The sequence below is a fragment of the Alphaproteobacteria bacterium genome, assembly GCA_037200005.1.
Classification (GTDB): domain Bacteria; phylum Pseudomonadota; class Alphaproteobacteria; order UBA9219; family RFNS01; genus JBBCGY01.
Genome location: JBBCGY010000001.1, coordinates 848,205 through 874,023, shown reverse-complemented (window position 1 = coordinate 874,023; position 25,819 = coordinate 848,205). Strand labels below are relative to the sequence as shown.

Annotated in this window: 30 protein-coding genes; 20 read left to right on the top strand and 10 right to left on the bottom strand. The window is 60.7% G+C overall.

Annotation, left to right across the window (positions count from 1 at the left end):
• Positions 1-240: 240 nt before the first annotated feature.
• A complete protein-coding gene (gene recO / locus WDO70_04425) occupies positions 241-1,017 on the bottom strand; it encodes a DNA repair protein RecO (protein ID MEJ0062452.1) in 777 nt (258 codons plus the stop codon).
• Positions 1,018-1,095: 78 nt separating this feature from the next.
• Here recO and WDO70_04420 point away from each other — a divergent pair, with 78 nt between their 5' ends.
• Positions 1,096-1,458: a DUF305 domain-containing protein gene (locus WDO70_04420; protein ID MEJ0062451.1), complete on the top strand. Its 363-nt coding sequence runs from the start codon at positions 1,096-1,098 to the stop codon at positions 1,456-1,458.
• Here the strand turns inward: WDO70_04420 and WDO70_04415 are convergent.
• Both WDO70_04415 and WDO70_04410 read right to left on the bottom strand, forming a co-directional pair.
• Entirely contained in the window at positions 1,455-3,593 is a 2,139-nt protein-coding gene (locus WDO70_04415; GenBank protein ID MEJ0062450.1) for an ATP-binding protein, read from the bottom strand. The genes WDO70_04420 and WDO70_04415 overlap by 4 nt on opposite strands.
• A gap of 57 nt (positions 3,594-3,650) precedes the next feature.
• On the bottom strand, positions 3,651-4,430 hold the full coding sequence (locus WDO70_04410) for a methyltransferase domain-containing protein (GenBank protein MEJ0062449.1): 780 nt from the start codon (positions 4,428-4,430) through the stop codon (positions 3,651-3,653).
• Positions 4,431-4,449: 19 nt separating this feature from the next.
• On the opposite strand from WDO70_04410, the gene WDO70_04405 reads away from it, so the two are divergent.
• From WDO70_04405 to WDO70_04380, 6 genes are all read left to right on the top strand, one after another.
• Positions 4,450-5,208, top strand: a complete 759-nt coding sequence (locus WDO70_04405) for a ComF family protein (protein MEJ0062448.1) — start codon at positions 4,450-4,452, stop codon at positions 5,206-5,208.
• Positions 5,209-5,283: 75 nt separating this feature from the next.
• Positions 5,284-5,625: a YbjQ family protein gene (locus WDO70_04400; GenBank protein ID MEJ0062447.1), complete on the top strand. Its 342-nt coding sequence runs from the start codon at positions 5,284-5,286 to the stop codon at positions 5,623-5,625.
• Entirely contained in the window at positions 5,622-5,846 is a 225-nt protein-coding gene (locus WDO70_04395; protein ID MEJ0062446.1) for a hypothetical protein, read from the top strand. The genes WDO70_04400 and WDO70_04395 overlap by 4 nt, the downstream gene beginning before the upstream one ends.
• A gap of 11 nt (positions 5,847-5,857) precedes the next feature.
• Positions 5,858-6,115: a glutaredoxin 3 gene (grxC, locus tag WDO70_04390; protein MEJ0062445.1), complete on the top strand. Its 258-nt coding sequence runs from the start codon at positions 5,858-5,860 to the stop codon at positions 6,113-6,115.
• Positions 6,112-6,945 (top strand): carbon-nitrogen hydrolase family protein, encoded by an 834-nt coding sequence (locus WDO70_04385; protein MEJ0062444.1) that lies wholly within the window; start codon positions 6,112-6,114, stop codon positions 6,943-6,945. Before grxC ends, WDO70_04385 begins: the two co-directional genes overlap by 4 nt.
• Before the next feature lie 4 nt (positions 6,946-6,949).
• The gene (locus WDO70_04380) at positions 6,950-7,618 is read left to right on the top strand and encodes a hypothetical protein (protein MEJ0062443.1); all 669 of its coding nucleotides are present in this window, start codon (positions 6,950-6,952) and stop codon (positions 7,616-7,618) included.
• Positions 7,619-7,741: 123 nt separating this feature from the next.
• Here WDO70_04380 and ubiG read toward each other — a convergent pair whose 3' ends face one another.
• Positions 7,742-8,509: a bifunctional 2-polyprenyl-6-hydroxyphenol methylase/3-demethylubiquinol 3-O-methyltransferase UbiG gene (gene ubiG, locus WDO70_04375; GenBank protein ID MEJ0062442.1), complete on the bottom strand. Its 768-nt coding sequence runs from the start codon at positions 8,507-8,509 to the stop codon at positions 7,742-7,744.
• Between the two features lie 59 nt (positions 8,510-8,568).
• On the opposite strand from ubiG, the gene WDO70_04370 reads away from it, so the two are divergent.
• From WDO70_04370 to tgt, 7 genes are all read left to right on the top strand, one after another.
• Complete coding sequence (locus tag WDO70_04370; protein ID MEJ0062441.1) at positions 8,569-9,804, top strand: aspartate kinase; 1,236 nt, start codon at positions 8,569-8,571, stop codon at positions 9,802-9,804.
• Positions 9,801-10,814 (top strand): nitronate monooxygenase, encoded by a 1,014-nt coding sequence (locus WDO70_04365; GenBank protein MEJ0062440.1) that lies wholly within the window; start codon positions 9,801-9,803, stop codon positions 10,812-10,814. Before WDO70_04370 ends, WDO70_04365 begins: the two co-directional genes overlap by 4 nt.
• 9 nt (positions 10,815-10,823) lie before the next feature.
• Positions 10,824-13,106, top strand: a complete 2,283-nt coding sequence (ptsP, locus tag WDO70_04360; GenBank protein ID MEJ0062439.1) for a phosphoenolpyruvate--protein phosphotransferase — start codon at positions 10,824-10,826, stop codon at positions 13,104-13,106.
• A 99-nt stretch (positions 13,107-13,205) separates the two neighbouring features.
• Positions 13,206-13,673, top strand: a complete 468-nt coding sequence (locus WDO70_04355) for a hypothetical protein (protein MEJ0062438.1) — start codon at positions 13,206-13,208, stop codon at positions 13,671-13,673.
• Positions 13,674-13,698: 25 nt separating this feature from the next.
• A complete protein-coding gene (locus WDO70_04350; protein MEJ0062437.1) occupies positions 13,699-14,175 on the top strand; it encodes a hypothetical protein in 477 nt (158 codons plus the stop codon).
• On the top strand, positions 14,176-15,234 hold the full coding sequence (gene queA / locus WDO70_04345) for a tRNA preQ1(34) S-adenosylmethionine ribosyltransferase-isomerase QueA (protein ID MEJ0062436.1): 1,059 nt from the start codon (positions 14,176-14,178) through the stop codon (positions 15,232-15,234).
• A complete protein-coding gene (gene tgt, locus WDO70_04340; protein MEJ0062435.1) occupies positions 15,231-16,373 on the top strand; it encodes a tRNA guanosine(34) transglycosylase Tgt in 1,143 nt (380 codons plus the stop codon). Before queA ends, tgt begins: the two co-directional genes overlap by 4 nt.
• Positions 16,374-16,396: 23 nt before the next feature.
• On the opposite strand, the gene WDO70_04335 is transcribed toward tgt, so the two are convergent.
• Positions 16,397-17,140 (bottom strand): hypothetical protein, encoded by a 744-nt coding sequence (locus WDO70_04335; protein MEJ0062434.1) that lies wholly within the window; start codon positions 17,138-17,140, stop codon positions 16,397-16,399.
• 136 nt (positions 17,141-17,276) lie between these two features.
• On the opposite strand from WDO70_04335, the gene WDO70_04330 reads away from it, so the two are divergent.
• From WDO70_04330 to dut, 3 genes are read left to right on the top strand one after another with little or no spacing between them, the layout of a single operon-like run.
• Complete coding sequence (locus WDO70_04330; GenBank protein ID MEJ0062433.1) at positions 17,277-17,780, top strand: SH3 domain-containing protein; 504 nt, start codon at positions 17,277-17,279, stop codon at positions 17,778-17,780.
• Positions 17,780-18,997, top strand: a complete 1,218-nt coding sequence (gene coaBC / locus WDO70_04325) for a bifunctional phosphopantothenoylcysteine decarboxylase/phosphopantothenate--cysteine ligase CoaBC (GenBank protein ID MEJ0062432.1) — start codon at positions 17,780-17,782, stop codon at positions 18,995-18,997. The genes WDO70_04330 and coaBC overlap by 1 nt, the downstream gene beginning before the upstream one ends.
• 4 nt (positions 18,998-19,001) lie before the next feature.
• Positions 19,002-19,460, top strand: a complete 459-nt coding sequence (gene dut, locus WDO70_04320) for a dUTP diphosphatase (protein MEJ0062431.1) — start codon at positions 19,002-19,004, stop codon at positions 19,458-19,460.
• Between the two features lie 9 nt (positions 19,461-19,469).
• Here dut and hemC read toward each other — a convergent pair whose 3' ends face one another.
• The 3 genes from hemC to WDO70_04305 all read right to left on the bottom strand — a co-directional run bounded on the left by hemC (position 19,470) and on the right by WDO70_04305 (position 22,305).
• Entirely contained in the window at positions 19,470-20,396 is a 927-nt protein-coding gene (gene hemC / locus WDO70_04315) for a hydroxymethylbilane synthase (GenBank protein ID MEJ0062430.1), read from the bottom strand.
• Positions 20,393-21,103, bottom strand: a complete 711-nt coding sequence (locus WDO70_04310) for a methyltransferase (protein ID MEJ0062429.1) — start codon at positions 21,101-21,103, stop codon at positions 20,393-20,395. Before WDO70_04310 ends, hemC begins: the two co-directional genes overlap by 4 nt.
• Positions 21,104-21,183: 80 nt before the next feature.
• Positions 21,184-22,305 carry a DegT/DnrJ/EryC1/StrS aminotransferase family protein gene (locus WDO70_04305; GenBank protein MEJ0062428.1) on the bottom strand — a complete coding sequence of 374 codons (1,122 nt, stop codon included), beginning with the start codon at positions 22,303-22,305 and terminating at the stop codon, positions 21,184-21,186.
• Between the two features lie 110 nt (positions 22,306-22,415).
• Here WDO70_04305 and WDO70_04300 point away from each other — a divergent pair, with 110 nt between their 5' ends.
• A complete protein-coding gene (locus tag WDO70_04300; protein MEJ0062427.1) occupies positions 22,416-23,057 on the top strand; it encodes a hypothetical protein in 642 nt (213 codons plus the stop codon).
• A gap of 36 nt (positions 23,058-23,093) precedes the next feature.
• Here WDO70_04300 and WDO70_04295 read toward each other — a convergent pair whose 3' ends face one another.
• A complete protein-coding gene (locus WDO70_04295) occupies positions 23,094-23,660 on the bottom strand; it encodes a flavodoxin family protein (protein MEJ0062426.1) in 567 nt (188 codons plus the stop codon).
• Between the two features lie 123 nt (positions 23,661-23,783).
• Between WDO70_04295 and WDO70_04290 the strand changes: the two genes are divergently transcribed.
• Entirely contained in the window at positions 23,784-24,179 is a 396-nt protein-coding gene (locus WDO70_04290) for a helix-turn-helix domain-containing protein (GenBank protein MEJ0062425.1), read from the top strand.
• Here the strand turns inward: WDO70_04290 and WDO70_04285 are convergent.
• Positions 24,143-24,988, bottom strand: a complete 846-nt coding sequence (locus tag WDO70_04285) for a PIG-L family deacetylase (GenBank protein MEJ0062424.1) — start codon at positions 24,986-24,988, stop codon at positions 24,143-24,145. The genes WDO70_04290 and WDO70_04285 overlap by 37 nt on opposite strands.
• Before the next feature lie 154 nt (positions 24,989-25,142).
• Between WDO70_04285 and lexA the strand changes: the two genes are divergently transcribed.
• Positions 25,143-25,799, top strand: coding sequence for a transcriptional repressor LexA (gene lexA, locus WDO70_04280; protein MEJ0062423.1), 657 nt, complete (start codon positions 25,143-25,145; stop codon positions 25,797-25,799).
• Positions 25,800-25,819 lie beyond the last annotated feature (20 nt).

The following is a 25,819-nucleotide window of genomic DNA, read 5'->3' as shown; positions in this document are numbered from 1 at the left end:
CGACCGGCCGCAGCCGGTCGAACGGGAATCCCGTTTGTTTTTTATCGGGAAAAAACGGGATTCCCGTTCGCGCGATCCGCCGCAAAGCGGCGGATCGCTTGGCGGGAATGACAGCTCTGCTTGGTGGCGCCGTTCTCGAATCGCACAAAACTCGACTTTTGAAAACAGGAGGTGCGGAACATGATTTTGAGATGCTTTTCCGGCGCGCCTCGATTTGCGCCGCCGCTCTCTCGGGCAGACTCAAGCCACCCGCGCTTCTTCCGTCCCGCTGTCGCTGGCCGCGCGATAAAGCGCCGCGAGTCTTTGCCGCGCGGGGGGCAGGCCTTCCTGCAATTGCGGCGCAAGACGCGGCGCGGCATTGATGAAGATCAGCCGAGCCAGGAAATGCCCCGTCAACTGCAAGCCTCGCCAGACTTCTTCTTCCGACCAGTCCGGCTCGCCGAGCAGAAATCCCGGCAGCGGCAGCATCTTGTCGTGATAGGGCAGCCCGGCCTCGCGGCTGACCGCCCGCCCGCTCCTGGGACTGACATATATAAGATCGTCGGCAGCTTGCGTCGCGGCGCATGAGGAAAGATCGAGCCCGTAGCCCAGCGCCGCGAGCACGCCCATCTCCCATTTGACATAGGCCGCGCCGAAAAGGCCCGCATCCTCCACGGCCAACAGCGCGCCAAGCCCGGCATGAATCGCGGGCATCGGCTGCCGCTCCGGCAGCGCGTATTCGGTGACGGTGCAGGCGCTGGCGATCGCGGCCAGCATCAGCGGCTGGTCAAGCCAGCGCGCCGCGGGCGTCGTCGCCAGATCGAAGGTGAAATGGCCGAGATGCTCGGACAGCCGCGCGCGCCACCGCGCCCGCACGGCATTGCCCGGCTGCAAAACGCCGTGCCAGCGCGCGCTTTGCCCGCCCGCGACCAGACCGGCGCAGCGCCCGTATCCGGCGGCGCATACCGTGACGATGGCCGCATTCTCGCCATGCGCCCTCGCCGACAATATGATAGCTTCGTCTTCCCACTCGATCATGATTGAGTCATTATGCGGTTGAATCGTCGATGGAATCTACATGCATCGGCGGGCTTTCACAACAGCAGGAGAATAACCATGCGTCTCATCAAGCGGCTTCTCCCCGTCGCGGCCCTGTGCGCGGGAATCGGCATCGGCGCGGCCTGGGCGCAAAATCCGAAAACCTTCAGCGGCGCCTATGTCGACGCCACCAACACCATGATGAAGAATATGGACATCACCTTCACCGGCAATGCCGACACCGACTTCGCGCGCGGCTCGATCGCGCTGCATCAGGCTGCCATCGATATCGCCAAAGCCGAGTTGCAATACGGCGAGGACGAGAAGCTAAAGGGCCTGGCGCAGGACATCATCGATATGCGGGAAAGCGACATCGCCCTGACGCGTGACTGGCTTAAGGCCAAGGAGATTCCGGAAGACAGCCGGGCTAAAAAACCCTAACCCGCCCGCGCCACGACCCGCTCCGGCGGCAACGTCACCGTCACCGTGGTTCCCTTGCCCAGCGCGCTTTCGATCTTCAATTCGCCTCCATGAAGCTCGACCAGCGCCTTGGTGAGCGGCAGGCCGAGGCCGGTTCCCTGCGTCTTGCGGCTTAGAACGCTTTCGATCTGCCCGAAGGGCGCGAGCGCGGTCGCGATATCCTCCGGCGCGATGCCGATTCCGGTATCGGCGACGGCGAAACACATGCGGCCCTGCGGATCGATATGGGCGCCGACGGTCACCTCGCCTTCTTCGGGCGTGAATTTGACCGCGTTGGTGAGCAGATTGGTCAGGATTTGCTTCAGCGCCCGCTCCTCGGCCCGGACGGGCGGGAAATCCTTCGGCACATTGACGGTGAGATTCAGATTGGCTGCCTTGGCCCGGCTGATGACCAGGCGCACGCAAGCCTGGATCACCCGCTCGACGTCGAGCGCCGTCTCCGACAGCGCCCGCTTGCCCGCCTCGATCTTCGACATGTCGAGAATATCGTTGATGAGCGCAAGCAGCAATTCGCCGCTGTCATAGATATCCTTGGCGTATTCGACATATTGCGGAATTCCTTCCACGCCGAAAAGCTGGTTCTTGATGATTTCGGAAAAGCCGATGATCGCGTTGAGCGGCGTACGCAGCTCATGGCTCATATTGGCGAGAAATTCCGATTTGCTGCGATTGGCGAAATCGGCCTGCTCCTTGGCAGTGATGAGCGCCAGTTCCGTCATGCGGCGGCGCGTCACGTCATACATGGTGCATTCATAATACAGCGCCGTTCCCCCGTCATCGCGCGCGATATGGCCGCGCATATTGACCCATATCGGCGGGCCGTTGGGACGCTTGATCGCGACCTCGAAATCCGCCTGCTCGTCCTGCCGGTCGAGCGTGCCCAGAAAACGCCGCCATATGCCGGGATCGACGAACAAGCCGTCGGTCAGGCCCGGCTGCAGCCTGAGAACATCCTGCGGCCCGTCATAGCCCATCATCCGCGCCAAGGTCTTGTTCACCTTCAGCCATTGCCCCTCGATGCTGATCTGGCATATGCCGATCCCGGCATTGTCGAAAATAGCGCGGTATTTCCGCTCGCTTTCCCGCAGCGCCAGCGCCATTTTCTCCTCGGCGGCGATGCGCTCCTGCAATTGCCGGTTGGTTCGCTGCAAGGAGCGCGTGAGGCCCGCCGTGTCGTCCTGATATTCCCGGTTGCCGATGATGTATACGACCAGGGCAAGCGTCAGCAGCATGCCGGCAAAGATCACGATATAAGGCAGGAACAGCAGCAGACGGCTCTCGCTTCCGGCATCGGCGAAGAACCGCAATTCCCACATCCAGTCCTTGAAGGCGACGCTATCCCGCGTGATGGGGGCCGTATAGAGCCAGTCATGCCCCGAATGCTGCTTCCCCGCGGCGATGACGCCGATCTTCCGCTCGCGGTCGGCATCGTGATGAAGAGCCTGGGCTTCGATCGCATAGCCGTGAATGACGCGGCTGTTGATCAGGCCGTTGAATTCATCGGCTATCGAAGCGAGCGGCATCGTCGCGACAAGCGCGCAATCAGGGGTATCGGCGGCGCATGAGCTGGCAAAGACCAAATCGCTTTCCATGGCGGGCTTGATGCCGTAGCGCCAAAGGCTGCTGGCGGTCTGATGGGACCTTTCCGCCGCGGCGATGATCGCACTCACTTCATCCGACGCCAGCGGCACGGCAGGATCGCTTGCCCCATATAAGGTCTGACGCAACTGCCAATGGCCGTTCTTCTCGAGCATATAGATGCCCGTGAACGGCAAGTGCATGTCCTTGATCTTGGCGGTGAAATCGCCGAGATGCTCGCCGGAACGCTGCGCCGCGGTCTGCACCGATTGCTGCATCGACTCGAGCGCGTCATAAGCCGCGTTGATACGGGCTTGAATATTGGCGACGGTTTTGACGAGGGGACGCTCGACCTGTTGCGCGAGCGATACATTCACTTCGCCGCTGACCAGCATGAACAGAATCAGGGAAATGCCGAAACCCGTCAGAATGACGAGGATGACGAACACCGCCATATCCAGCAGCGAGCGTGGCTCGCGGATCGCGGTCGTATCCGGAGGTGGCGGCTGCGACGTCATGGCGGCGTCTATCGGTTGAAAGGGACTAAACTATGGCAATAATCTTTTAAGGAGAGCTTAAGGATTCCAGCCATGCAGGTAAATGATCTCGAAGCTCGCCGAAACGCCGCCGTCCGGGGCGGGATAGCGTTCCGCGTAAAGCGCGGCGGCACGGGCGAAAATCTCGCGGCGGCTCGGATGGCGAATCCGGCCATGCAGCGTGTTGCCCATCCCCATGCCGCGCAATTCGCGCATCAGCGCCAGAATGTCGGGATAGCGCGTCTCGATCACCTCGCGATCCGCGACCGGCAGGATAAATCCCGCCCGCTGCAACAACCCCGCCATGCTGGCGGCCTCGGCGAAGGGAGCGACCCGCGGGCTGACACCGCCGGTCGCGGCCTGCTCCGCCTCATAGAGGCAATGGCGCAATTGATGCAGCGTTTCTCCGCCCAGCATGGCGGCCAGCAGCAATCCGTCCGGCGCAAGGATATGGCGGCACTGCAGCAGCGCGCCCGGAAGATCGTTGACCATATGAAAATTCAGGTTGCCGACGATGAGATCGAAACTACGCGGCGCGAAGGGCAGAAATTCCTCATCCGCCACCACCCTGGCGGTCGCGCCGCCGGGCAGAACATCCGCCGCCAGCGACGCCGCGACATCGGCACCGCTTTCCTCCAGCCCATAGCCGAGCGCCAGCACGCGGGACAATGGCCGCTTGATATCGGCACGGCGCTCGAGAAGCCCCGCAGCGGCTTCCCGGTGCAGAAAATCATGCGCGGCGAATTGCGGCGCGAAGCGCTTGTGCCGCCGCCGCAGCAAGACGCGATCGAAAATGTTATGGGACTCCGCCTGACTCATGCCCCATAATAGGATCGCTATGCATAAAGGACAATTGACCTCGCATTTCAGGAAAATCGGCGGTGCGGCGCTCGATATGCTGCTGCCGCCGCTATGCCTGACCTGCGATACCGCCGTGGCCGAACAAGGCGGCGTCTGCGCTGGCTGCTGGCAAGGCATCAGCTTTATCGCCGCGCCGCGCTGCCCGGTTTGCGGCGTGCCTTATGAACTGGCGACGGACGATCTCCCCTGCCCCCTTTGCTTGACCGATCCCCCGCCCTACAAGCAAGCGCGCGCCGCCGTGATCTATGACGACCATAGCCGGAATATCGTTCTCGGCTTCAAACATGCCGATCAGACTCATACCGCCGCCGCGATGGCGCGGATGATGTTCCGGGCGGGGGCGGACATTCTGCCGGAATGCGATTTCCTGGCTCCCGTGCCGCTGCATCGATGGCGGCTGCTGGCGCGGAAATATAACCAGTCCGCCCTGCTCGCGCACGAGCTCGGCAAGCTGTCCGGCCTGCCGGTCATGCCGGATTTGCTGATCCGCCGCCGCGCCACCAAGCCGCAAGGCACGATGAACAGAACCAGCCGCGCGAAGAATGTGCGCGGCGCTTTCGCCATCATGCCCCGATACCGCGCCGCCATCGAAGGCAAGATCGTCGGCCTGATCGACGACGTGCTGACCACCGGCGCGACAATCGAGGAATGCGCTAAGGTTTTGGCCGCTCATGGCGCGGCGGGCGTCAAGGTTCTCACCTTCGCCCGGGTGGAGCGGCAAAGAATGAAGGAATGACCCAAAATTGGCTTTTCAGGAAAAAATTAAGTAAAATGGGTTTATGATCGAAGGCCTCTTTTGAAAGATCGCCCCATGAAACCATTCGCCGTCACGTCGGGACTTGAAATTGCCGGTCACAGAATAATACGGAATGTCGGCGTCGTCAGGGGGATCGTGGTCCGTTCGAGGTCGATTATCGGCAGATTCATGGCCGGATTGCAGACCATATTCGGCGGCAATATCACGGTCTATACCAACCTGTGCGAAAGAGCGCGCATGGACGCATACAACATCATGTGCCAGCACGCCGACAAACACGGCGCGAATGCCGTGATCTCGGTTCGATACGACACGACGGAAATCATGAGCGGCGTCACCGAAGTCCTGTGCTACGGAACGGCCGTCGTGATCGAAGAAGCGGGAGCCAAGCCATGAAATCGATGAAACTGCCGAGCGCCGCATGCTTCTTCTTTATTCTGCTGGGCGTGCTTCTGTATTTGATACAGCTATGGTTCCAGGTCTGGAGCCATGAAATATTTTCTAAAATCATGGTTACGGATATCGCCGTCTTTATCATCGTCTATGCGTTCAGCTTCTTTATAAAAGAAGATAAGGCCACCGATAAAATCAATAATGACAAAAACGGCTTGGATTAGGATTAAAGCCCATGAAGAAAATCACCGTCTATTCCGGCCCCGGCTGCCCCTATTGCGACCGCGCCAAGGCGCTGCTCAAGAAAAAGGGCGCGGCCTATGAGGAAATCAATATCCGCACCAGCGACGCCGTGCGCGAGGACATGATCGCCAAAAGCGGCGGTCGGCAAACCATTCCGCAGATTTTCATCGGCGATTTTCATGTCGGGGGCTGCGATGATCTTTACGCGCTCGACGCCGAGGGCAAACTCGACGCGATGCTGAGCGCATGAGCCGCATCGTCCGCGCCGCCTGCGTCCAGATAACCGCCACGCCTGACGTCGCGGCCAATCTCGCGATGATCGAGCCGATGCTCGCCGAAGCCAGGAAAAACGGCGCGCAGCTTATCGCGTTGCCGGAAAACTGCACCGCGCTCGGCGCGCATGTCGTCGGGCAGGCGCCCCGCCCGGCGGATCCCGAAGCGGAAGGCGCCATGCCCTTTTTCGCAGCGCAGGCCAAAAAGCTCGATGCCTGGATTCTGGCGGGCAGCCTGACCGTCAGGCGCGACGACGGCAAGAACTACAACCGCTCCTGTCTCTTCGGCCCGCAGGGCGATGTCGCGGCGCATTACGATAAAATTCATCTGTTCGACGCCGTGCTGGCGAGCGGCGAGCAATACCGCGAATCCGAAAAGGTCGCGCCGGGCGGCCGCGCGGTTCTCGCCGATACGCCGCTGGCGAAAATCGGCATGACGATTTGCTACGATCTGCGCTTCGGGCATTTATACCGCGATCTGGCCAAGGCGGGCGCGGAGATCATCGCCGTTCCCGCCGCCTTCACCGTTCCGACGGGACAGGCGCACTGGCATGTTCTGTTGCGCGCGCGGGCGATAGAAACCGGCTGCTATATCCTCGCGCCCGGCCAATGCGGCACCCATGAGGCCAACCGCAAGACCTTCGGCCACAGCCTGATCGTCGATCCATGGGGCGCGATCATCGCCGAAGCGGGCGATAATCCCGCGATCATCTATGCCGATCTCGACCTCGATGAAGTCGCCCGCGTGCGGCAAATGCTGCCGAGCCTGAAGCATGACCGGGATTATGCGGGAGTGAGTGGGGGTTAGGAAAATGACACCCGATTTCGCATTATGGTATCATGGTTTCGTGCAGCAAGGCTTTTCCGAAAATCTGCGATTTAGCTTGGGGATGATTTCAGTTGCAATCGTTTTGGCAAACCACTGCTATTATGTGACTCTTACCTGCCTTAAGCGCATCAGGCCGCATGCGTTTACGCTCATTGTCTATTTTCTCGTCACTATCAGCGTTGCGTTGGGCATGTATGGTGAGGGAGACATAGCGGCAGGGTTGCGAATGGGGATTCCCGCGCCCCTCTACCTAGTGATGCTGGTTCTGACAATCCGGCGTGGTGTGGAATATATTAAACCTATTGATGCCGTTATGCTCGGTCTCTCTTTGCTAGTCATGCCACTGTGGTGGCTGACCGAAAGCCCGCGCGCCGCAATTTTGTTTTTGGCTGTTGTAGAGGGCCTCGGCATTCTTCCCGGGCTGCGCAAAGCCTATAACCTTCCGTGGGAGGATTCTTTACTCTCCCCGCTTATCAGCGCCACGGCCATGTTATTGGCCTTGATTGCCGTCAAAGATCCTTTTGCATCATGGGCGACTGCGCTTTATTTGGCTTATTGGACATTGCTTTGCAGTTTGCTTGCGGCAACTATTGCATGGCGACGTCATTCTAAACTCAAAGATCAGCTGATGAATCGTAGTGGTTCGGCATGAGGGCCTGATAGGTTGAAGTAGAGTCGTCATTCTCGTTTTCTTCAATAAAAAACAAAGGTACGGCGTCGGGAATGACGCCAGCGGCAAAAACGATTCCGCTTTATCATATCCTGCTCTAGAAGCTCAATTTTCTGCCGCCGCCACCAGATAATTCACCGCGACATCGCGTTCATCCAGCCGGAAAATATCCTTGAGCGGATCGAAGACGAGGCCGGAGATTTTCTTCACGCCGAAACCGTCAGAGCGCAGCATCGCGCCAAGCTCCGACGGCTTGACGAATTTCCGCCAGTCATGCGTGCCGCGCGGCACCCAGCCGAGCAGATACTCCGCCGCGCCAATTCCCAGAACCAGGCTTTTGGCGGTGCGGTTCAGCGTGGAGACAATCAATAGTCCGCCCGGCGCGACAAGGTGCGTCACGTCGCGCAGAAATTCCGCCGGATCGGCGACATGCTCGATGATCTCCAGCGCGCACACGCAGGAGAATTTTTCCCCGGCGGCGCGCAGTTGCTCGGCGCTTCCCTGACGGTAATCGACCCGAAGCCCCGCCCCCGCCGCATGGGCGCGCGCCGCGCGAATAGCTTCCGGCGCCGCGTCCACGCCGGTAACCGCCGCGCCCAGCCGCGCCAAAGGCTCCGCCAGTATCCCGCCGCCGCAGCCCAGATCGAGGAAAGACAGGCCCTTATAGGGCTGCCGCCGCGCCGGATCGAGGTTAACATGCCCCGCCACCGCCTCGCGGATGAATTCAAGCCGCGCCGGGTTGACCCGGTGCAGGGGCTGCATAGGCCCGTCTTCGTCCCACCAGGACGCGGCTAAGGCATCGAATTTGGCAACTTCTTCCCGCAAGGCGGAAGCCGGTCGCGAAACCTTGTGAGAGGCGGTTTTTCTTGGCATGGACAATGCTTTCATACTTGCCTAAAAAGAGCCTAGCTTATTAGAGGGCGGCGAGCAAAATGGCTTTATTGGTTGCTAAATTCGGAGGCACCTCCGTCGGCACGATCGAACGCATCAAGCACGCGGCGGCTAAAATTGCGGCGGAAGCCAAACAGGGACATAGGGTCGCCGTCGTGGTGTCGGCGATGTCGGGGGAAACCGACCGCCTGATCGGCCTGTGCCATGCCATATCCCCCCTCGCCGATCCCGAGGAAAGCGACGTGGTGATCGCAAGCGGCGAACAAGTATCGAGCGGCCTGATGGCGCTGGCGCTCCAGCAGCGCGGATTGCGCGCCCGCGCCTGGCAAGGCTGGCAAATCCCCCTCACCAGCGACGGAAGCCATGGGCGGGCGCGGATCGAGAATATCGCCGCCGAGCGCCTGCTGGCGCATATCGAGGACGGCGAAATTCCGGTGATGGCCGGATTCCAGGGCGTGACGCCGCAGGGCCGCGTGACCACGCTCGGGCGGGGCGGCTCCGACACTTCGGCCGTCGCGCTTGCTGCCGCGCTCAAGGCCGACCGCTGTGACATATATACGGATGTGGACGGCGTTTATACTTCCGATCCTCGAATCGTCGCTCATGCGCGCAAATTGCGTCGCATCAGCTTCGAGGAAATGCTTGAATTGGCGTCGCTGGGAGCCAAGGTCTTGCAAACCCGCTCGGTGGAACTCGCGATGCGCTACCGCGTGCCGGTGCAAGTGCTGTCCGCCTTCGCCGATGACACGGGCAGCGATCTGCCCGGAACGCTTTTAACCAATGAGGATGTGAGTATGGAATCTCAACTGGTCACCGGAATCGCGCACAGCCGCAACGAGGCCAAAATCGCCCTGACCGATATTCCCGACCGGCCGGGCATGGCAGCCGCGATCTTCAGCCCGCTGGCCGAGGCCGGAGTCAATGTCGATATGATCGTGCAGACGGCGTCGAACGACAGCAAGGCCACCGACATGACCTTCAGCGTCACCAAATCCGATCTCGCGCGCACGGTGGAAATCCTGACCGGGCAGCAGCGGGAAATCGGCTATGTTCGGATGCTTACCGACCCGCATGTCGTCAAGATCTCGATCGTCGGCCTGGGCATGCGCAGCCATGCGGGAGTCGCGGCCACCATGTTCCGCACGCTCGCCGAGAAAGGCATCAACATCCAGGTCATCTCGACATCGGAAATCAAGACCAGCGTGCTGATCGCCGAGGATTACATGGAACTCGCGGTCCGCAGCCTGCACACCGCCTATGGATTGGACGGCGCATGAGCTTCAGCCCCGCATTGACGGCGTTATGGAAACGCGGCAGCGAATTTCTCGGCTCTCCGGCGGCGATCATGGGCGGCGCGATGACCTGGGTTTCCGAGCGCAATCTGGTCGCGGCGATTTCCAACGCCGGCGGCTTCGGCGTCATCGCCTCCGGCTCCATGCCCGCCGAAATCCTGAGAGCCGAAATCCGCGCCACGCAGGCGCTGACGTCTAAACCCTTCGGCGTCAATCTCATCACCATGCATCCGCAGCTCGACGCGCTGATCGACGTATGCATCGCCGAGAATGTGGGCCATATCGTGCTGGCGGGCGGCGTGCCTTCCGCGGCGGCGATCAAGAAGATCAAGGACGCGGGCCGCAAAGCGGTTTGCTTCGCCCCGGCGGTTTCGCTCGGCAAGCGCCTGGTCAAGATGGGGGCCGACGCGCTGGTGATCGAAGGCATGGAAGCGGGCGGCCATATCGGCCCCGTGACCACGTCGGTGCTGGCGCAGGAAATCCTGCCCGCGATCCGCGAGGTGCCGGTCTTCGTCGCGGGTGGCATCGGGCGCGGCGAAGCGATCATCGCCTATCTCGAAGTCGGCGCGGCGGGCGTACAGCTCGGCACGCGCTTCGTCTGCGCGACTGAATCCGTCGCCCATCCGAAATTCAAGCAGACCTTCATCCGCGCCGCCGCCCGCGAGGCCTTGCCTTCGGTGCAGCTCGATCCGCGTTTTCCGGTTATCCCCGTGCGCGCCATCGCCAACGAAGGCGGCAAGAAATTTATGGAAAAACAACGCGAAGTCATCGCTCTATGCGACGCTGGCAAGCTTACCAAGGAAGAAGCGCAGCTGGAGATCGAGCATTTCTGGGCGGGCGCGCTGCGCCGCGCCGTCATTGACGGCGATGTCGAATACGGGTCGGTCATGGCGGGACAAAGCGTGGGCATGGTCACGAAGGAACAGCCGGCCGGCGAAATCATCGCTGAGCTGGTGGCTCAGGCGGAAGCGGCATTGGCCGATCGCCATTCGTAGGAGAACGCAGTGACAGCGGTGCATCATATCATACCGCAGGAAGTTTCCTCCCGCCGCCTGCTTAAAAGGCTGCGCGATGTCATGGCCGGAGGCGGCACGGCTCCTAAGCGTCTGCATAAAATCGTCACGCTGATCGCCGCCGAGCTCGGCGCGGATGTCTGCTCCTGCTATGTCATGCGCGCGGGCGAGGTTCTGGAACTGTTCGCCACGCACGGCTTGCGGCAGGAAGCGGTGCGCGTCACCAAGCTGCGCAGCGGCGAGGGCGTCATCGGCGAGATCGCGGCGCAGGCGAAGCCGCTCGCGCTCGCCAACGCCCAATCGCATCCGAGCTTCGTCTATCGCCCGGAAACCGGCGAAGAGGCCTTTACGTCGATGATGGGCGTGCCGATCCTGCGCGGCGGCAAGGTGCGCGGCGTGCTGGCGATCCAGCATAAGGAAAAACGGCATTACGCCGAGGACGAGATCGAACTGCTCGAAACCGTCGCCATGATCGTCGCCGAGATGATCGCGCAGGACGAGCTGGTGCCGGTCAACGAAATTTCCCCAGTAGGCGATCCTTCCCTGCGCCCCAACCGCGCCGAGGGCCTCAGCCTGAATGGCGGGCTGGCGGCGGGCTACGCGGTTCTGCATCGCCCGCAGATCACGCTGCGCGAAATGGTCGCCGAAGACAGCGAGCATGAGCGCAAAAGGCTTCATGAAGCGCTCGGCGGCCTGCTGGAGGAAATCGACAGCATGATGGCGATGCCGCAATTCGGCGCGCATGGCGACACCAGCGACATCCTGGATGCCTATCGCATCCTGGCCGCCGACCGCGGCTGGGTAGGAAAACTCGAAGACGCGATCCATCAGGGCTTGACCGCGGAAGCCGCTGTGCAAAAGGTGCAAAACGATTACCGCGCCCGCTTCGGCCAGGTCGCCGATCCCATGATCCGGGAGAAGCTGGCCGATTTCGACGATCTGGTCGACCGATTACTTCAACATCTGACGGGCCGCGCCGCCACGGCGGCGGCGACCCTGCCGGACGATTCCATCCTGATCGCGCGCAGCCTCGGCCCGGCGGAGCTGCTCGATTACGACCGGCGGAAATTGCGCGGTCTGGTTCTGGAAACCGGCACCATGGCGAGCCACGTCGCCATCATCGCCAAGGCGCTCGACATACCCGTCATTGGACAATGCAGCGGCATCCTGTCGCGGGTGGAGCCGCTCGATCCGCTGATCATCGACGGCGAGCGCGGCATCGTCTATATCCGCCCCGGCGAGGACGTGCAGGAATCTTTTGCGCGCCACAGGGAAATCGCCGAACAGCGGCAATACGAACTGGCGGGACTGCGCGAATTGCCCTCCATGACCGCCGACGGCGTCGCGGTCGATCTGCTGCTGAATTGCGGCCTCGCCATCGATTTCGACCATCTGGAAACGACGGGCGCGGCGGGGGTCGGGCTGTACCGCACCGAAATCCCGTTCATGACGCGCGAAGATTATCCCTCCGTCGCGCAACAGACCGATATATACCGCCGCGCGTTTTCCATGACCGGCAGCCGCCAGCTTACCGTTCGCACGCTCGATATCGGCGGAGACAAGATGCTGCCGAGCCTGAGCTTGCGCGAGGAAGAAAATCCGGCTCTCGGCTGGCGCGCGATCCGCATCGGCCTCGACCGCCCGGCGATCCTGCGCCAGCAGTTGGAGGCTCTTCTCGCCGCGTCGGGCGGCAAGCCGTTCAACCTGATGTTCCCGATGATCGCCACGGTCGCGGAGCTTACGGCGGCCAAGGAAATTCTCGCGCAGGCCCGCGAGCGCCACGCCGCGCTCGGCCTCGTCGGCCCGGCAAGCCTTTCCGTCGGCGTCATCGTGGAAATTCCCGCGCTGCTCTGGCAGTTGCCCGCTTTGCTGCCGCATGTCGATTTCCTGTGCGTCGGATCGAACGATCTGCTGCAATATATGTTCGCCGCCGACCGGGGCAATGCCCGCGTCAGCGCGCGCTACGATACGCTCTCGCCCGCTTTCCTTCTGATGCTGCGCGAACTGGTGGTGTGCTGCGCGGTGGCGGGCAAGCCGCTTAGCGTCTGCGGCGAGATGGCGGGATCGCCGCTCGAAGCCATGACGCTGATCGGCCTCGGCGTCAGGGCGCTGTCTTTCTCGCCCTCGTCATTCACACGCGTCAAAAGAATGATGCAGAGCCTGAACGTCGCGCCGCTCAAGGAATATCTCTCGACCCAACTCCTGCGCCCCGATCCCTCCCTGCGCCACAAGCTCCGCGCCTTCGCCCGCGACCATGGCGTTGTGGTGGATTAAGCCGCCGCCCTTATGGTTAACGGCGGTTTTTGTTTTTTAGTTTCGCCATTCATGGGCTATCTTGCCTCGCTTATTTCATGATCAATGAAAGGATAACAAATGTCGGATGATCTTATTCATTTAACCACGCTTCAATCTCAAAATCCCGTTGAGATTTCCGCTCAAGATATTATCAGAGTCGAGCCTTATCGGACGCTGAGCTTCGGCACCACTATTTCTACGCGCATGTATGAATATAACGTGCGTGCATCTTATGAAGATGTCGCGAAACTCGTTGCCGAAAAAAGCAACAGGCCCCTTTTGCAACTGACACAAGTATACGCTCCCTTCAACAAGACCTCTATTCTCGTGGCGGCGGACAGCATACAAGACATGAGGCGTGTCCAGGAGACAAGCGGTTCTTCCACGGCGCTGGCCGTTGACAACAGGGTCGCCGTCCTGCATGTCAAAGACACAATCGCGGAAATCACGAGCGGCGCGAAATTACTCAAACGCCCGGAACCGGCGGCGCAACGGCCTGCGTTCTCCGGCGCGACGGTTGCCAATCCCGAATCCACTCCCGCTTAAGGAAGAAGATCGGATGCCGCCGAACATGATCACGATCGTAAGCGCCCGGCGCGAAACCGTGGAACAACCCATCGAACTGCCGGTGGCCGACATCGTGAAGCTCGAAACCTGGGCGAGCACCAAAGCGATCATGACGATGCAGGATGGTCGCGTCATTCCCGCGCAAGAGCGCTTCACGGATATTGCCGATCTTGTGGACAGGCAAACCGGCGGCGCATTTCTAAGGATGACGAACGCGCGCAGTGCGGTATCCGGCAACACAGAATACGCGCGGCCCGGCCAGCCGGTTTTGGTATCCGCAAACAGAATTAAGAATGCCGAACCCGTAACGGATGAGAAAGCGCGCACGCTTTTGACTCTCGACATCGCCGGAGACATGAATCAGCTTTATTGCACGGACGAATTTGAGGGCGTCAACGCCAGAATTCAGGCCGCGAGAAGCCCGGCCCGCCCTTCGTCCCAGCCGCCCGGCGCGGATTCAACGCCTCAAGCCAGGCCGTAATTGTCCACCATCGCCGACATAGGGCTTAATCTAAGCGATTTCGACTTCACGCTGCCGCCGGAGCTTATCGCCCAGGAACCGGCGCGGCCGCGCGACGCGGCGCGGCTTTTGAGCGTTCGCGCCGATGCGCTTGCCGATCATGCCGTCCGCGATCTGCCGGATTTGCTGCGTCCCGGCGATTTGCTGGTGGCGAACGATACGCGCGTCATTCCGGCGCGGCTGTTCGGTCTGCGCGGCGAGGTGAAGATTGAAATCCTGCTGCATCGCGATCTCGGCAAGGGCTTATGGGAAGCCTTCGCCCGCCCCGGCAAACGGCTTCGCACCGGAGATGTGATAAACTTCAGCGCCGATTTCTCGGCCATCGTGCGCGACAAATTGCCGGAAGGATTCGCCGTCATCGATTTCGGCGGCGATGGCGCAGGCTTGCATCAACGGCTTGCCGCGCACGGCATCATGCCCCTGCCGCCCTATATCAAGCGCGCCGCGGAAGGCCGTGCTGAAGACAGATCGGACTATCAAACCATCTTCGCCGCCCGCGAGGGCGCGGTCGCCGCTCCCACTGCCGGACTTCATTTCACGCCGGAATTGCTGGCGGGGCTGGAGGACAAAAATATCCGCCGCGTTACGGTCACGCTGCATGTCGGCGCGGGAACTTTTCTTCCGGTCAAGACTGAAAATATCGCCGAGCATAAAATGCATCATGAATGGGGCGAGATTGCCGCCGAAACCGCCGCCGCGATCAATGATACCCGCGCCCAAGGCGGGCGCATCGTCGCCGTCGGCACGACATCGCTGCGCCTGCTCGAATCCGCGCTGGACGAAAAGGGCGCGATCCGGCCCTTTTCCGGCTCGACCGATATCTTCCTCTATCCCGGCAAGAAAATCCGCGGCGCCGATCTGCTGCTGACCAATTTCCACCTGCCGAAATCGACTTTATTCATGCTGACCTGCGCCTTCGCCGGGACGGAGCGCATGCATAGCGCCTACCGCCAGGCCATCAAAAGCGGTTATCGTTTCTATTCCTATGGGGATGCGTGTCTGCTAGAACCTGCGGCATGACCAACGGCACCACCTTCACCCTCCTCGCCACCGACAATCACGCCCGCAGGGGGCGCGTGACGACGGCGCATGGCGAGATCGAGACGCCCGCCTTCATGCCGTGCGGCACGGCGGGCACGGTGAAGGCCATGCTGCCGGAGAATGTCGCGGCGACAGGGGCACAAATCCTGCTCGGCAATACCTATCACCTGATGCTGCGCCCCGGCGCGGAACTGGTGGCGGAGCTTGGCGGGCTGCACAAATTCATGAACTGGCCGAAACCGATCCTGACCGACAGCGGCGGATTCCAGGTCATGTCGCTGAGCAAGCTGCGCAAGATCACCGAGAACGGCGTCAAGTTCCAATCCCATCTGGACGGCAGCACGCATGACCTCACGCCGGAACGCTCCATCGAAATCCAGCATCTGCTCGACAGCAACATCACGATGGCCTTCGACGAATGCACACCCTATCCCGCGACGCATGACGAAGCCGCCGAGTCCATGCGCCTGTCGATGCGATGGGCGGCGCGCAGCAAGGCGGCTTTCCAGCCGCGCGCGGGTTACGGAATCTTCGGCATCAATCAGGGCGGCGTGCATCCAGAATTGCGGGCGGAGTCGGCGGCGGCTCTGAAAGAAATCGGCTTCGACGGCTACGCCATTGGCGGCCTGGCGGTCGGCGAAGGCCAAGAATTGATGTTCGCCACGCTCGACGTCACGACGCCGCTGCTGCCGCAGGATAGGCCGCGCTATCTGATGGGCGTGGGCAAGCCTGGCGATATCGTCGGCGCGGTGGCGCGAGGCGTCGATATGTTCGATTGCGTGATGCCGACGCGCTCCGGGCGCACCGGCCAGGGCTTCACGCGGCGCGGCACGCTCAATATCCGCAACGCGCGGCATATGCGCGATCCGCGCCCGCTCGACGAAAAATGCTCATGCCCCGCCTGCCGCAGCTATAGCCGCGCCTATCTGCATCATTTGTTCCGCGCCGAGGAAATGCTCGGGCCGATGCTGCTGACCTGGCATAATCTGCATTATTATCAGGATGTCATGCGCGATATCCGCGCCGCCATCGAGACAGGCGGCTACGCGGCCTTCATGACGGCTTTCGCCGCCGAACAGGCTGAAGGCGATATGCCCGAACGATCTTCCGTCGTATAAATTTCCGTCAATGAAATCGAATTTTATTCGTTCTTAAGCTCTTTGAGAAGCTTCAGCGCCTTTCTTACCGGGCGATTGTCGATGTAAGCGTCAATATGCCCTTCCTTGAACTTATACCTCTTGAGCAACTCCCATGCGGCAGCTTTCGTGGTGGGGGCCAAGTCCGGATCAGGCTCCGCAAGCGGCTCAATCACCACGGGCTGCGGCATGGGCACGCCTGCCAGCAGTTCGGCGCCGGCGGAATATATCTGGCGGCCCGGCGGCAGCTCCAGCCCCTGCAGGTCACGCGAACGGTGATGCAGAACGCCAAGGATCATCAGCTTCGCCAATTGCTGCCAGGATGCCTTATAAAGGCTTTGCGCCAATGCCATTTCCATAGGCGTGACTTTTCTGTTGCTTTCTCCGCCCGATTTTCTCGCGGCGCGAGCCATATTCAATCGCGCGGGCTTTTCGAACAGAGGCGAATAGATAAAATCCCGCAATGTGATCGAATCCGCCGAATGACGCGCGCATAGTTTTTTAAACTCACCGGCCTCTCGTTTATGAGTCACCAGCAATAGGGTCGATGTGACCGTCTTTGAAACATCGCCCAAGAGCGTTTCGGGACTCTTCGCCGACAAGTCCCAATGAAGGATTTGCCCGGTGACTTGCCTGACAAGCGCCTCCTCGTCCTCCACAGATAATTGAAACGGTACGAGGGAATCCGCCCTTTGCTTTGCTCTGGAAGCCAGGGCCGATGCCGATTGGGGTGAACGCGTATCCGTCATGATGATCTCTTATGAAAATGCGTTGCAATATTCTCCTCTAGTGCATAGAGCCTATGCCCGGCGAGGATCAAGGGTTAAAATACATTCGCGATTATTCCCGCGTGACGCCGCCCCCGCAACCCGCTAAATTAGGGTCATGAAATCCATTTGCCTTCTATTGATCTTAACCTTGTTTGCCGCCTTCCCCGCTCATGCGGATGAGGAAGAAAACAGCGGCGGCAAGAAGGAGACCATCGCTCTGCCGCGTTTTGCCGCGCTGCGCTATTCCGAAGTGAATCTGCGTACCGGGCCGGGCACGCGCTACCCCATCGAATGGGTCTATCGCCGCGCGGGCATGCCGGTGGAAATCATCGCCGCCTTCGATCTCTGGTACAGGATCAGGGATTTCGAGGGCGCGGAAGGCTGGGTGCATAAGACCAAGCTCAGGATGGACCGGCGCGGCATGGTCACCGGACAAATTCATGAGTTGCGCGACGATCCGAATGAAAAAGCCTCTATCGCCGCCCATCTGGAACCCGGCGTCATCTTCGACATCAAATCCTGCGCGCCGGAATGGTGCAAGGCGCGCGGCAAGAATTTCAGCGGCTATTTGCGCAAGAGCGATTTCTTCGGTGCCTATCCGCAGGAGAAGTTCGACTGATGATAACCTCTCCTCTCCAGGGCCGCGTCATTCTGCTCGTCATCAGCGGCGGGATCGCGGCCTATAAATCGCTCGACCTGATCCGCCGCCTGCGGGAACAAGGCGCGCGCGTGCGCTGTATCTTGACGAAGGGCGGCGCGGAATTCGTCACGGCGCTTTCAGTCGCCGCGCTGTCGGAAGAGAAAGTCTATACCGACCTCTGGTCGCTGACCGACGAGCAGGAAATGGGCCATATCCGCCTGGTGCGCGAGAGCGATCTCATCATCGTCGCGCCCGCCAGCGCCAACATCATCGCCAAGCTGGCGCACGGCCTCGCGGACGATCTCGCCAGCACGGCGCTGCTGGCGGCGAACAAGCCGATTTTGCTCGCCCCGGCGATGAACCATGCCATGTGGGACAATCCGGCGACGCAGCATAATATCGCCATGCTCAAACAACGCGGATTTCACCAGGCCGGCCCGAATGAAGGCGCGATGGCCTGCAATGAAACCGGCATGGGCCGCATGGCCGACGTGCCGGAAATCATGGCCGCGATCACCGACATTCTCGGCAAACCCGGCGATCTCTCAGGCAAGCACGCGCTGGTCACCAGCGGCCCGACTTACGAGCCGGTCGATCCCGTGCGCTTCATCGGCAACCGTTCGTCGGGCAAGCAGGGGCACGCCATTGCCGCGGCGCTGGCGGCGCGCGGCGCGTCTGTGACTCTTGTCAGCGGCCCGGTGAGCGAGCCTGATCCCAAAGGCGTGAAAATCATCCATGTGGAAACGGCGGAGCAGATGCTCGGCGCATGCCTGCAAGCCCTGCCCGCCGATCTGTTCATCGCCTGCGCCGCCGTCGCCGACTGGCGCGTCGCGGATTACAGCGAACAAAAGATCAAGAAAGACGGCGGCGTCTCGACTCTCGCATTGGAACCCAATCCCGATATTCTCGCCACCATCGCCGCGCATCATCTGCGCCCGAAGCTGGTCGTCGGCTTCGCGGCGGAGACCGACAATCTCATGGAAAACGCCAAGAAGAAACTGGCGCAAAAAGGCTGCGACTGGCTGCTCGCCAATGACGTGAGCAACGGCGCGGTCTTCGGCGCGGACGAGAACAGCGTCTGGTTCATGCATCGCGGCGCGGGCGATCATGCCGAATATGAGCACTGGCCGCCGCAAAGCAAGACCGCTCTGGCGCAGGCGCTGGCGGAAAAAATCGCCGAATATTTCAAGGAGTAAAACGATGACCGCAGTGAATGTCACCATCCAACGCCTATCCCATGCCGAAGGGCTCGACCTGCCGCGCTATGCCACGGCGCAAAGCGCGGGCATGGATTTGCAGGCCGCGCTGGCCGACGATCTGACGCTGATGCCCGGCGGGCGGGCGCTGATCCCGACCGGCCTCGCCATCGCGCTACCCGACGGCTATGAGGCGCAAATCCGCCCGCGCTCCGGCCTCGCGCTGAAGCAGGGCATCGCCGTGCTCAACAGCCCCGGCACTATCGATGCCGATTATCGCGGCGAAATTCAGATTATCATCGCCAATCTCGGCACCGAACCCGTCACCGTCAGCCGGGGCATGAGGATCGCGCAGATGATCGTCGCGCCCTATACGCGCGTAAGCTGGCAGGAAAGCGCGGAACTCGACGCGACCGCGCGCGGCGCGGGCGGGTTTGGGTCTACGGGCGTGAAGACGGGTTAGGCAGGCGCTCTACGCCAGGCCGATCAAATCGCGCGCGCCGAGCGTAAGAAGCTGTTCGCCGATGCCGCGCCCCAACTGTTCCGGCTGGCCGGAATCGGGCTGCCGGCTCTCGCATTTCATCTGAATTTTTCCATCCGGAGAAAACACCGCTCCGGCCATTTTCAGCCCGGAAGCGTCAGGCGCGCAATAACCGGCAATCGCCGAATAGCAATTGCCCTGCAGGGTTTCCAGCATGGCGCGTTCGGCTTTCGCCATGATTTCCGTCGTCTCCGAATTGATGGTGCGCAGATAGGAACAGCGCGCGAAATCCTCGCGGCGGATTTGCAGGCACAAAACGCCCTGTCCCACCGCCGGAAGCATTTCCTCGGGCTCGTATATTTTCGTGATGCGATCCAGCGCGTTCAGATATCCCAATCCCGCGACCGAAACGACAATGCCGTCCAATTGCTTGTCGTCAAGCTTGTGCAAGCGCGAATCGACGTTCCCGCGCAAAGCGACGACATTCATCCCTTCATGCATCTTTCTCAACTGCGCTTGACGCCGGGGCGAGGTCGTGCCGATCACCAGCCCCTCCGCGTCCCGGCCCGGCGCGGCCAGGCCCGCGCGCATGATGAGGGCGTCGCGCGGATCGCTGCGCTGGAAAAAACTGCACAGCACCAGATCGGGATGCGGCGCGATATCGCCCGGAATATCTTTCAGCGCGTGGATCGCACAATCGATCTCCCTATTCAGCAGCCTGTCTTCCAGATCTTTGACGAAAGCGCCTTTGCCGCCAAAAACCTTGAGGTCGCCCGGCACCCTGTCCCCCAGGGACGCAAAGCCGCGCACTTCGACTTTGATGCCATGATGCTGGCGCTCGATAAGGCTTCGGGCCTGCTGCGCGACCGCGACGGCCATCGGGCTCGACCGCGTGCCAAGAATAATTGTCCTGCTCATGGGGCGGCGACCGGCAACTTCCTCAGCAACAAAACGCCCGCTTCCGAAATATCGTCGCGGCTTACCAGCAGGCGGCGCTGCTCGAACCCCCGCAGGTCGAGATTCGCCAGGCTGTCGTAATCGGCATATTTAGAATACATCATGAGAATTCTGGCATCGGGACTGGAATACGCCTTTGCCTGCTCGATGAAGCGCGATTTGACCGATCCGGTATGATCCCACAGCGTCACGGCGCCTTTCAGGCTCGCGAGCGCAGCCGGGTGCGCGGTCGGCGCATTGAAAACGATGTAATCGTATTTTCCGCCGCCGGGAACGAAAATTTCCTCGCGGACGGCGGCGAAAAGATCGCTGACATTCAGCCTGACATGATCAAGCCCGTGCCTTGCAAAGTTTTCGCGCGCGCAGGCAACGGCCTGCGGCATGATATCGAGCGCGGTGATGTCAGTCGCGCCATGGTTCTTCGCCATATGGATGGTAAGCCCGCCGGCCCCCGCGCCCATTTCCAGAACTCTGTCATTCGGCCGGGGCGGCGCCAGATCAATGGCTTCCGCCATCTTGCGCGCCGATCGCCCCCGGCTGGGATCAAAAACTCCCGCCTTGACGTGAAGACCGAAATTAAGAAAAGCCACGTCTCTGTCCGTATCGGCAGGCATGACACGCTCGGTAATCTGCGCGATTCTTTCGGCGACGATTTGCTTAATATCCACTTTAATATCCACGGCTCTTGAGACATGAACTAACGACCAGCAGGTTTATAGAACCCGCGTGCCGCGCTGTCCAGCAGCGCCTAAAGCGGCTTCGCCAGCGCCTCCGCCACCATTGCTATATCTTCCGGCTCCATGAACGGATGAAACGGCAGGCCGATGACATGCCATGTCATATATTCGGCATTGCGGCATAAAGCCGCCTTGGCATCGATTACATCGTCGGCCACCGATACTTCGCCATGCGCGGACGCGACGGCGTAGCGCGTGAAGGCCGGATGCCGGTAGAGCGGCGGCAGATAGGTCTGATGAACGGCAATGCCGCGCTTCGGCAAATCCCACATCAGGCGCGGCGCGTCGATCCCCTCGCCCTCCACCATCAATAAACTCACCACGGCGTTCTCGATGCCCGGCTGAAACCGCACCGGCAGCGGCGCCAGCGCGGCGCGATATTGCTCAAGCAGCGCGGCGCGGCGCGCCTTGATCCCCGGCCAGCGCGCGATCTGCGCCAGGCCGACGGCGGCATGGTATTCCGACAGTTTGCCGTTGCTGCCGAAACTATGGGTAATGCGCTCGCGACAGCCGAAACCGCTCAACTCCCGCGCCCGTGCGATCCGTTCGGCATCGCGTCCGGCCAGCGCCCCGCCCTCGCCGATGCCGAAAGGCTTCGTCGCATGGAGGCTGTAGGCGACCAAGCCGTATTGTGGAATCTCCTGCGCGCCGAGCGCCGCCGCCGCGTCGATCAGCACGGGAATGCCGGTCTCATGCGTGAAATCGTCCCACGCCTTCGCATCGACGGGCACGCCATACACCGCCACCGGCATCACGGCGGCGATGGCATTCTTTTCGGCGATGTTCCGGGCGATCTCGGGCGTCAGAATCCAGCTTGCGGAATCGATGTCGGCAAGAACCGGCATCAGCCCCGCATGGATCGCCGCCAGCGGACACGCGGGAAAGGTCACCGCGGGCATCAGCACATGGCCGCCCGGCGGCAGATCCAGCACCCGCAGCCCGAATTCCAGCGCGTGATAGCCGGTCGCCAACGTCGTCAGCGCCACGCCCTCGCCGCCGGCAAGCCCCAGCAGTTCCCGTTCGAGTTCCAGCGCCAGCGGCCCGTAATTCGTATACCAGCGCTGGGCGTCGATCCGCCGCAGCCATGGCAGCAATTCATCCGCGCTTGGCAGATCGGGCACGAGGTGTTTCACGAGATTTGGCCTGGGTTGAAGCAAAGATTTTATCTTCCAGTAACGCCGCTCTTTGATTAGAATGGCGCAATATAGCCCTCGGGAAAAGAAATATGAAGAGAAGCCGATATATGGCGATCAATATAGCGTTGACGCCCGATCCTCTGACCCGAAGCGCTTTTCGCGTCGCCCAAAAAACCGGCATGACGTGGCTCGCGGCCCTTGAGGGTCCGGAAATCCTCATCTTCGATCCTATAGCCATCGACGCGGAGGAAAAAGACCTGCGCAAGAAATTCCAGGTCGAGGGCAGAGTCATCGCTCCCAATTCCGATCTCGACCGGCAGATCAAGAAGGCCATTGCCCGCGCCCATCGCAGGGCCATTGACTATAGGATAAAAAAACTGGAAGCGCCGCTCGATCTTCAGGCCGATATCGTGCCGATGGATCCCGCCTCCATTGCCCATCAACAAATGCTTCTTCATCAGCATTATGCCGGCATCGCCCGAACAACCGGCACGATTCTCCCAGACGCCGCAAAAACTATCGCCTTCGCCGGCGCGCGCGCTAATTTCGCTGCCGCTGCATACAGGCTATGGAAACTCGGCACATCCACCGATATGTCTCAGAGCGAGACGAAGGCTAAGACCACACTCATTAAAGCGCAGTTCAAAGCCGCAGGAATCGATATCGCTTCTGAACCGGAACTCGGCCAAAGCATTCTGGAAGCCCGCATCAGGGCCATGAAACCGAAGAAATCATCCCCCGCGCCTTAGAGTCTGGACCCTAAGCACTGAACGTTCCTCGCCTTCTCACTTCTTCATTCGCGCCGCGATCTCGGCCACGCGCCGTCCCAGATGCTCCGCCGTCTTGCGGTCGGCTTCCGGAGGCGCGAGATCCGGCCCCTGGTCATTGTTCGACTGCGCCATGGCGCCGAGGAAGCTGCCCAGCCGGTTAAGATCGTTAGGCGAAGCCGTGGACGCGTTATTCCCCGGCAGCAATCCAAGATTTACCCAGATCATGCCGTGCTGCGCGGCGAAAATCGCAAGCTGGATCAGCGAATTCAGCTTATCGCCGCTCTGGCTGGCGGAATTGGTGAATCCGGCGGCGATTTTGTCTTTCCAAGACTGTTGCATCCACACCTTAGAGCTCGCGTCCATGAAAGCCTTAAACGGCGCGGAAAGGCTGCCCATATAGGTCGGCGCGCCGAAGATAATGCCATCGGCGGCGGCCAGATCGTCCCAATGCTTGTCGGCATCTTCGGCCTTGATGATGTGCGCGCTGGCGCCCGCGACGCTGTTCACGCCCTTCGCTACGGAATCAGCCAAAATGGCGGTGTGCCCATACCCGCTGTGATAAACGATGGCGATCTTACTCATGGTTGCATCCTTCCTTTATTGTTGATATCAAAGATATATAAGGAAGTTTATTGATTTTAGAAAGTAGGTACTTTATAGTGACTGTGAAATGGATTGTCCGTCTCATTATTTATGGTGAAACCTATGACCGAAGCGCCCCACTCCTGCCCGATGGAAAATCTGCTCAAGCTTTTATCCGGGCCTTGGACTTGCCTTATCATCTGGAACCTGTCGCAGAACGGGCCGACGCGCTTTCTGGAGTTGAAGCGCAAGATGGGAAAAATCTCATCGAAGGTTTTGACGGAGCGTCTGCGCATGCTCGAAGCGGCGGGCGTGATCTACCGCCAGTACGAGCCGACCGTGCCGCCGCAGGTCACCTATGGCATGAGCGAACGCGGCCAGGAATTGCGGCAGGTCTTCAGCACGCTGCATGACGTCGCGGTGCAATGGGCGGATGTGCCGGTCAAGAAATCGCGCAACGGCGGCAAACGCGCCGTCATCAATCAAGCCGCCGCCGCCATCAGCGAAGCGGCGGAGTGACTCGCGGGCAGGATCATCGTCACGGGCGCGGTTTCATAGCGCCCGCCGCGCCACACGCCGAACTGATATAAAGTCGCGAAGGCGATATGGCCCGCCTCGGTGCCGAGGCCGCCGACGACCTCCGCGCCGCGCCGCGCATTGTCGATCATCCAGGCCGGAAGCGAGCGATGATAGGGATTGCGGGCGATTTCTCCCGCATGGCATTGCAGCGCCTCGATCAACAGCGCGACATCGTCCGCGGGCGATTCCACCATCAGGTTCGGCAAGATTTGCGGCTGCCAATATTCCGTGAAGACCAGAATGGTGCTGAACTCGGCCGGCAGCTTGGCAAGCGCGTCCATCACCAGATCATGCGTGCCGACATGCGTCGGGTGCGCATCGCCCCGGTGCGGCAGGAACAGGATGTCGGGCTTGATCCGCTCCAGCAGCGCGCCGAGTTTTGCCGCCATGCCGTCCCAGAAAATCGGCTGCGCCGTCTTGGTGTCCGGCTTGACTTGATCGAAACATTGCGCCGCCGGCTCGACGATCTCGAAGCCGAGCAGCTCGCACGCCTTTTGCAGTTCCTGCTTCCGTTCTTCCCTGCGTCCGGTATTGCTGCCCAATGTCACGGGAATATTGACCACCTTCATTCCCGCCTCGCGCCGCAGACGCAGCGCCAGGCCGGTGGTGATGCTTTCGTCGTCGGGATGCGGCGCGAAAATCGCGCATGTCCCTCCCGCGCCCGAAACATTCGGCAAGGAAGGCTGACCCTTCATGCCGAGCAAGCGCAAATAATCGGCTACCAGGGCCGAAGGGCTGGTAAGAGGCAATGGCATCTCCTTGGATTGGCGTGAATACGATCACAATTATTTGATAAATCTTATAGTTTTTCCATCCTCATTTCCATCTTGACAGATAATAAGAACAAGAATAGAACGAATATATTCTTGTTTTGTTCTACAACTTGTCCTCATGAGGGCTTTCATGCTGACCCGCCAACAACAACGGCTTCTGCTGCTGATTAAAGAGCGGCTCGACAGCGACGGCGTGCCGCCTTCTTTCGACGAAATGAAGGAGAGCCTCGGCCTCGCCTCCAAATCGGGCATTCACCGCCTGATCATGGGGCTGGAAGAACGCGGCTTCATCCGCCGTTTGCCGCACAAGGCGCGGGCGCTGGAAATCCTGAAGCTTCCGGAGCATCTGGCCGCCAACGACATGCCCGACATTCCGCTGACCGCCGTGATGAATGCCGTCAATCTGCCGCTTTACGGACGTATCGCGGCGGGCACCGCCATCGAAGCGATCAGCGATCCCTTGCGGGATATTGCCATTCCGCCGGACATGATCGGCGCGCGCGCGCGTCCCGGCGATCATTACGCGCTGGAAGTCGACGGCGATTCCATGATCGAGGACGGCATTCTGGACGGCGACCTTGTCATCATCCGCCGCGCCGAACGCGCCGAACTTGGAGACACTGTCGTCGCGCTGATCGACGAGCAGGAAGCGACATTGAAGCGCTTCAATCGCCAGAACGGCATGATCGCGCTCGAACCCGCCAACCGCCACTACAAAACCATGATCTATGACCCGAACCGCGTGCGGATTCAGGGGAAACTGGTCGGGCTGATGAGGCATTACTGATGAACTGGCAAGCGACCAAA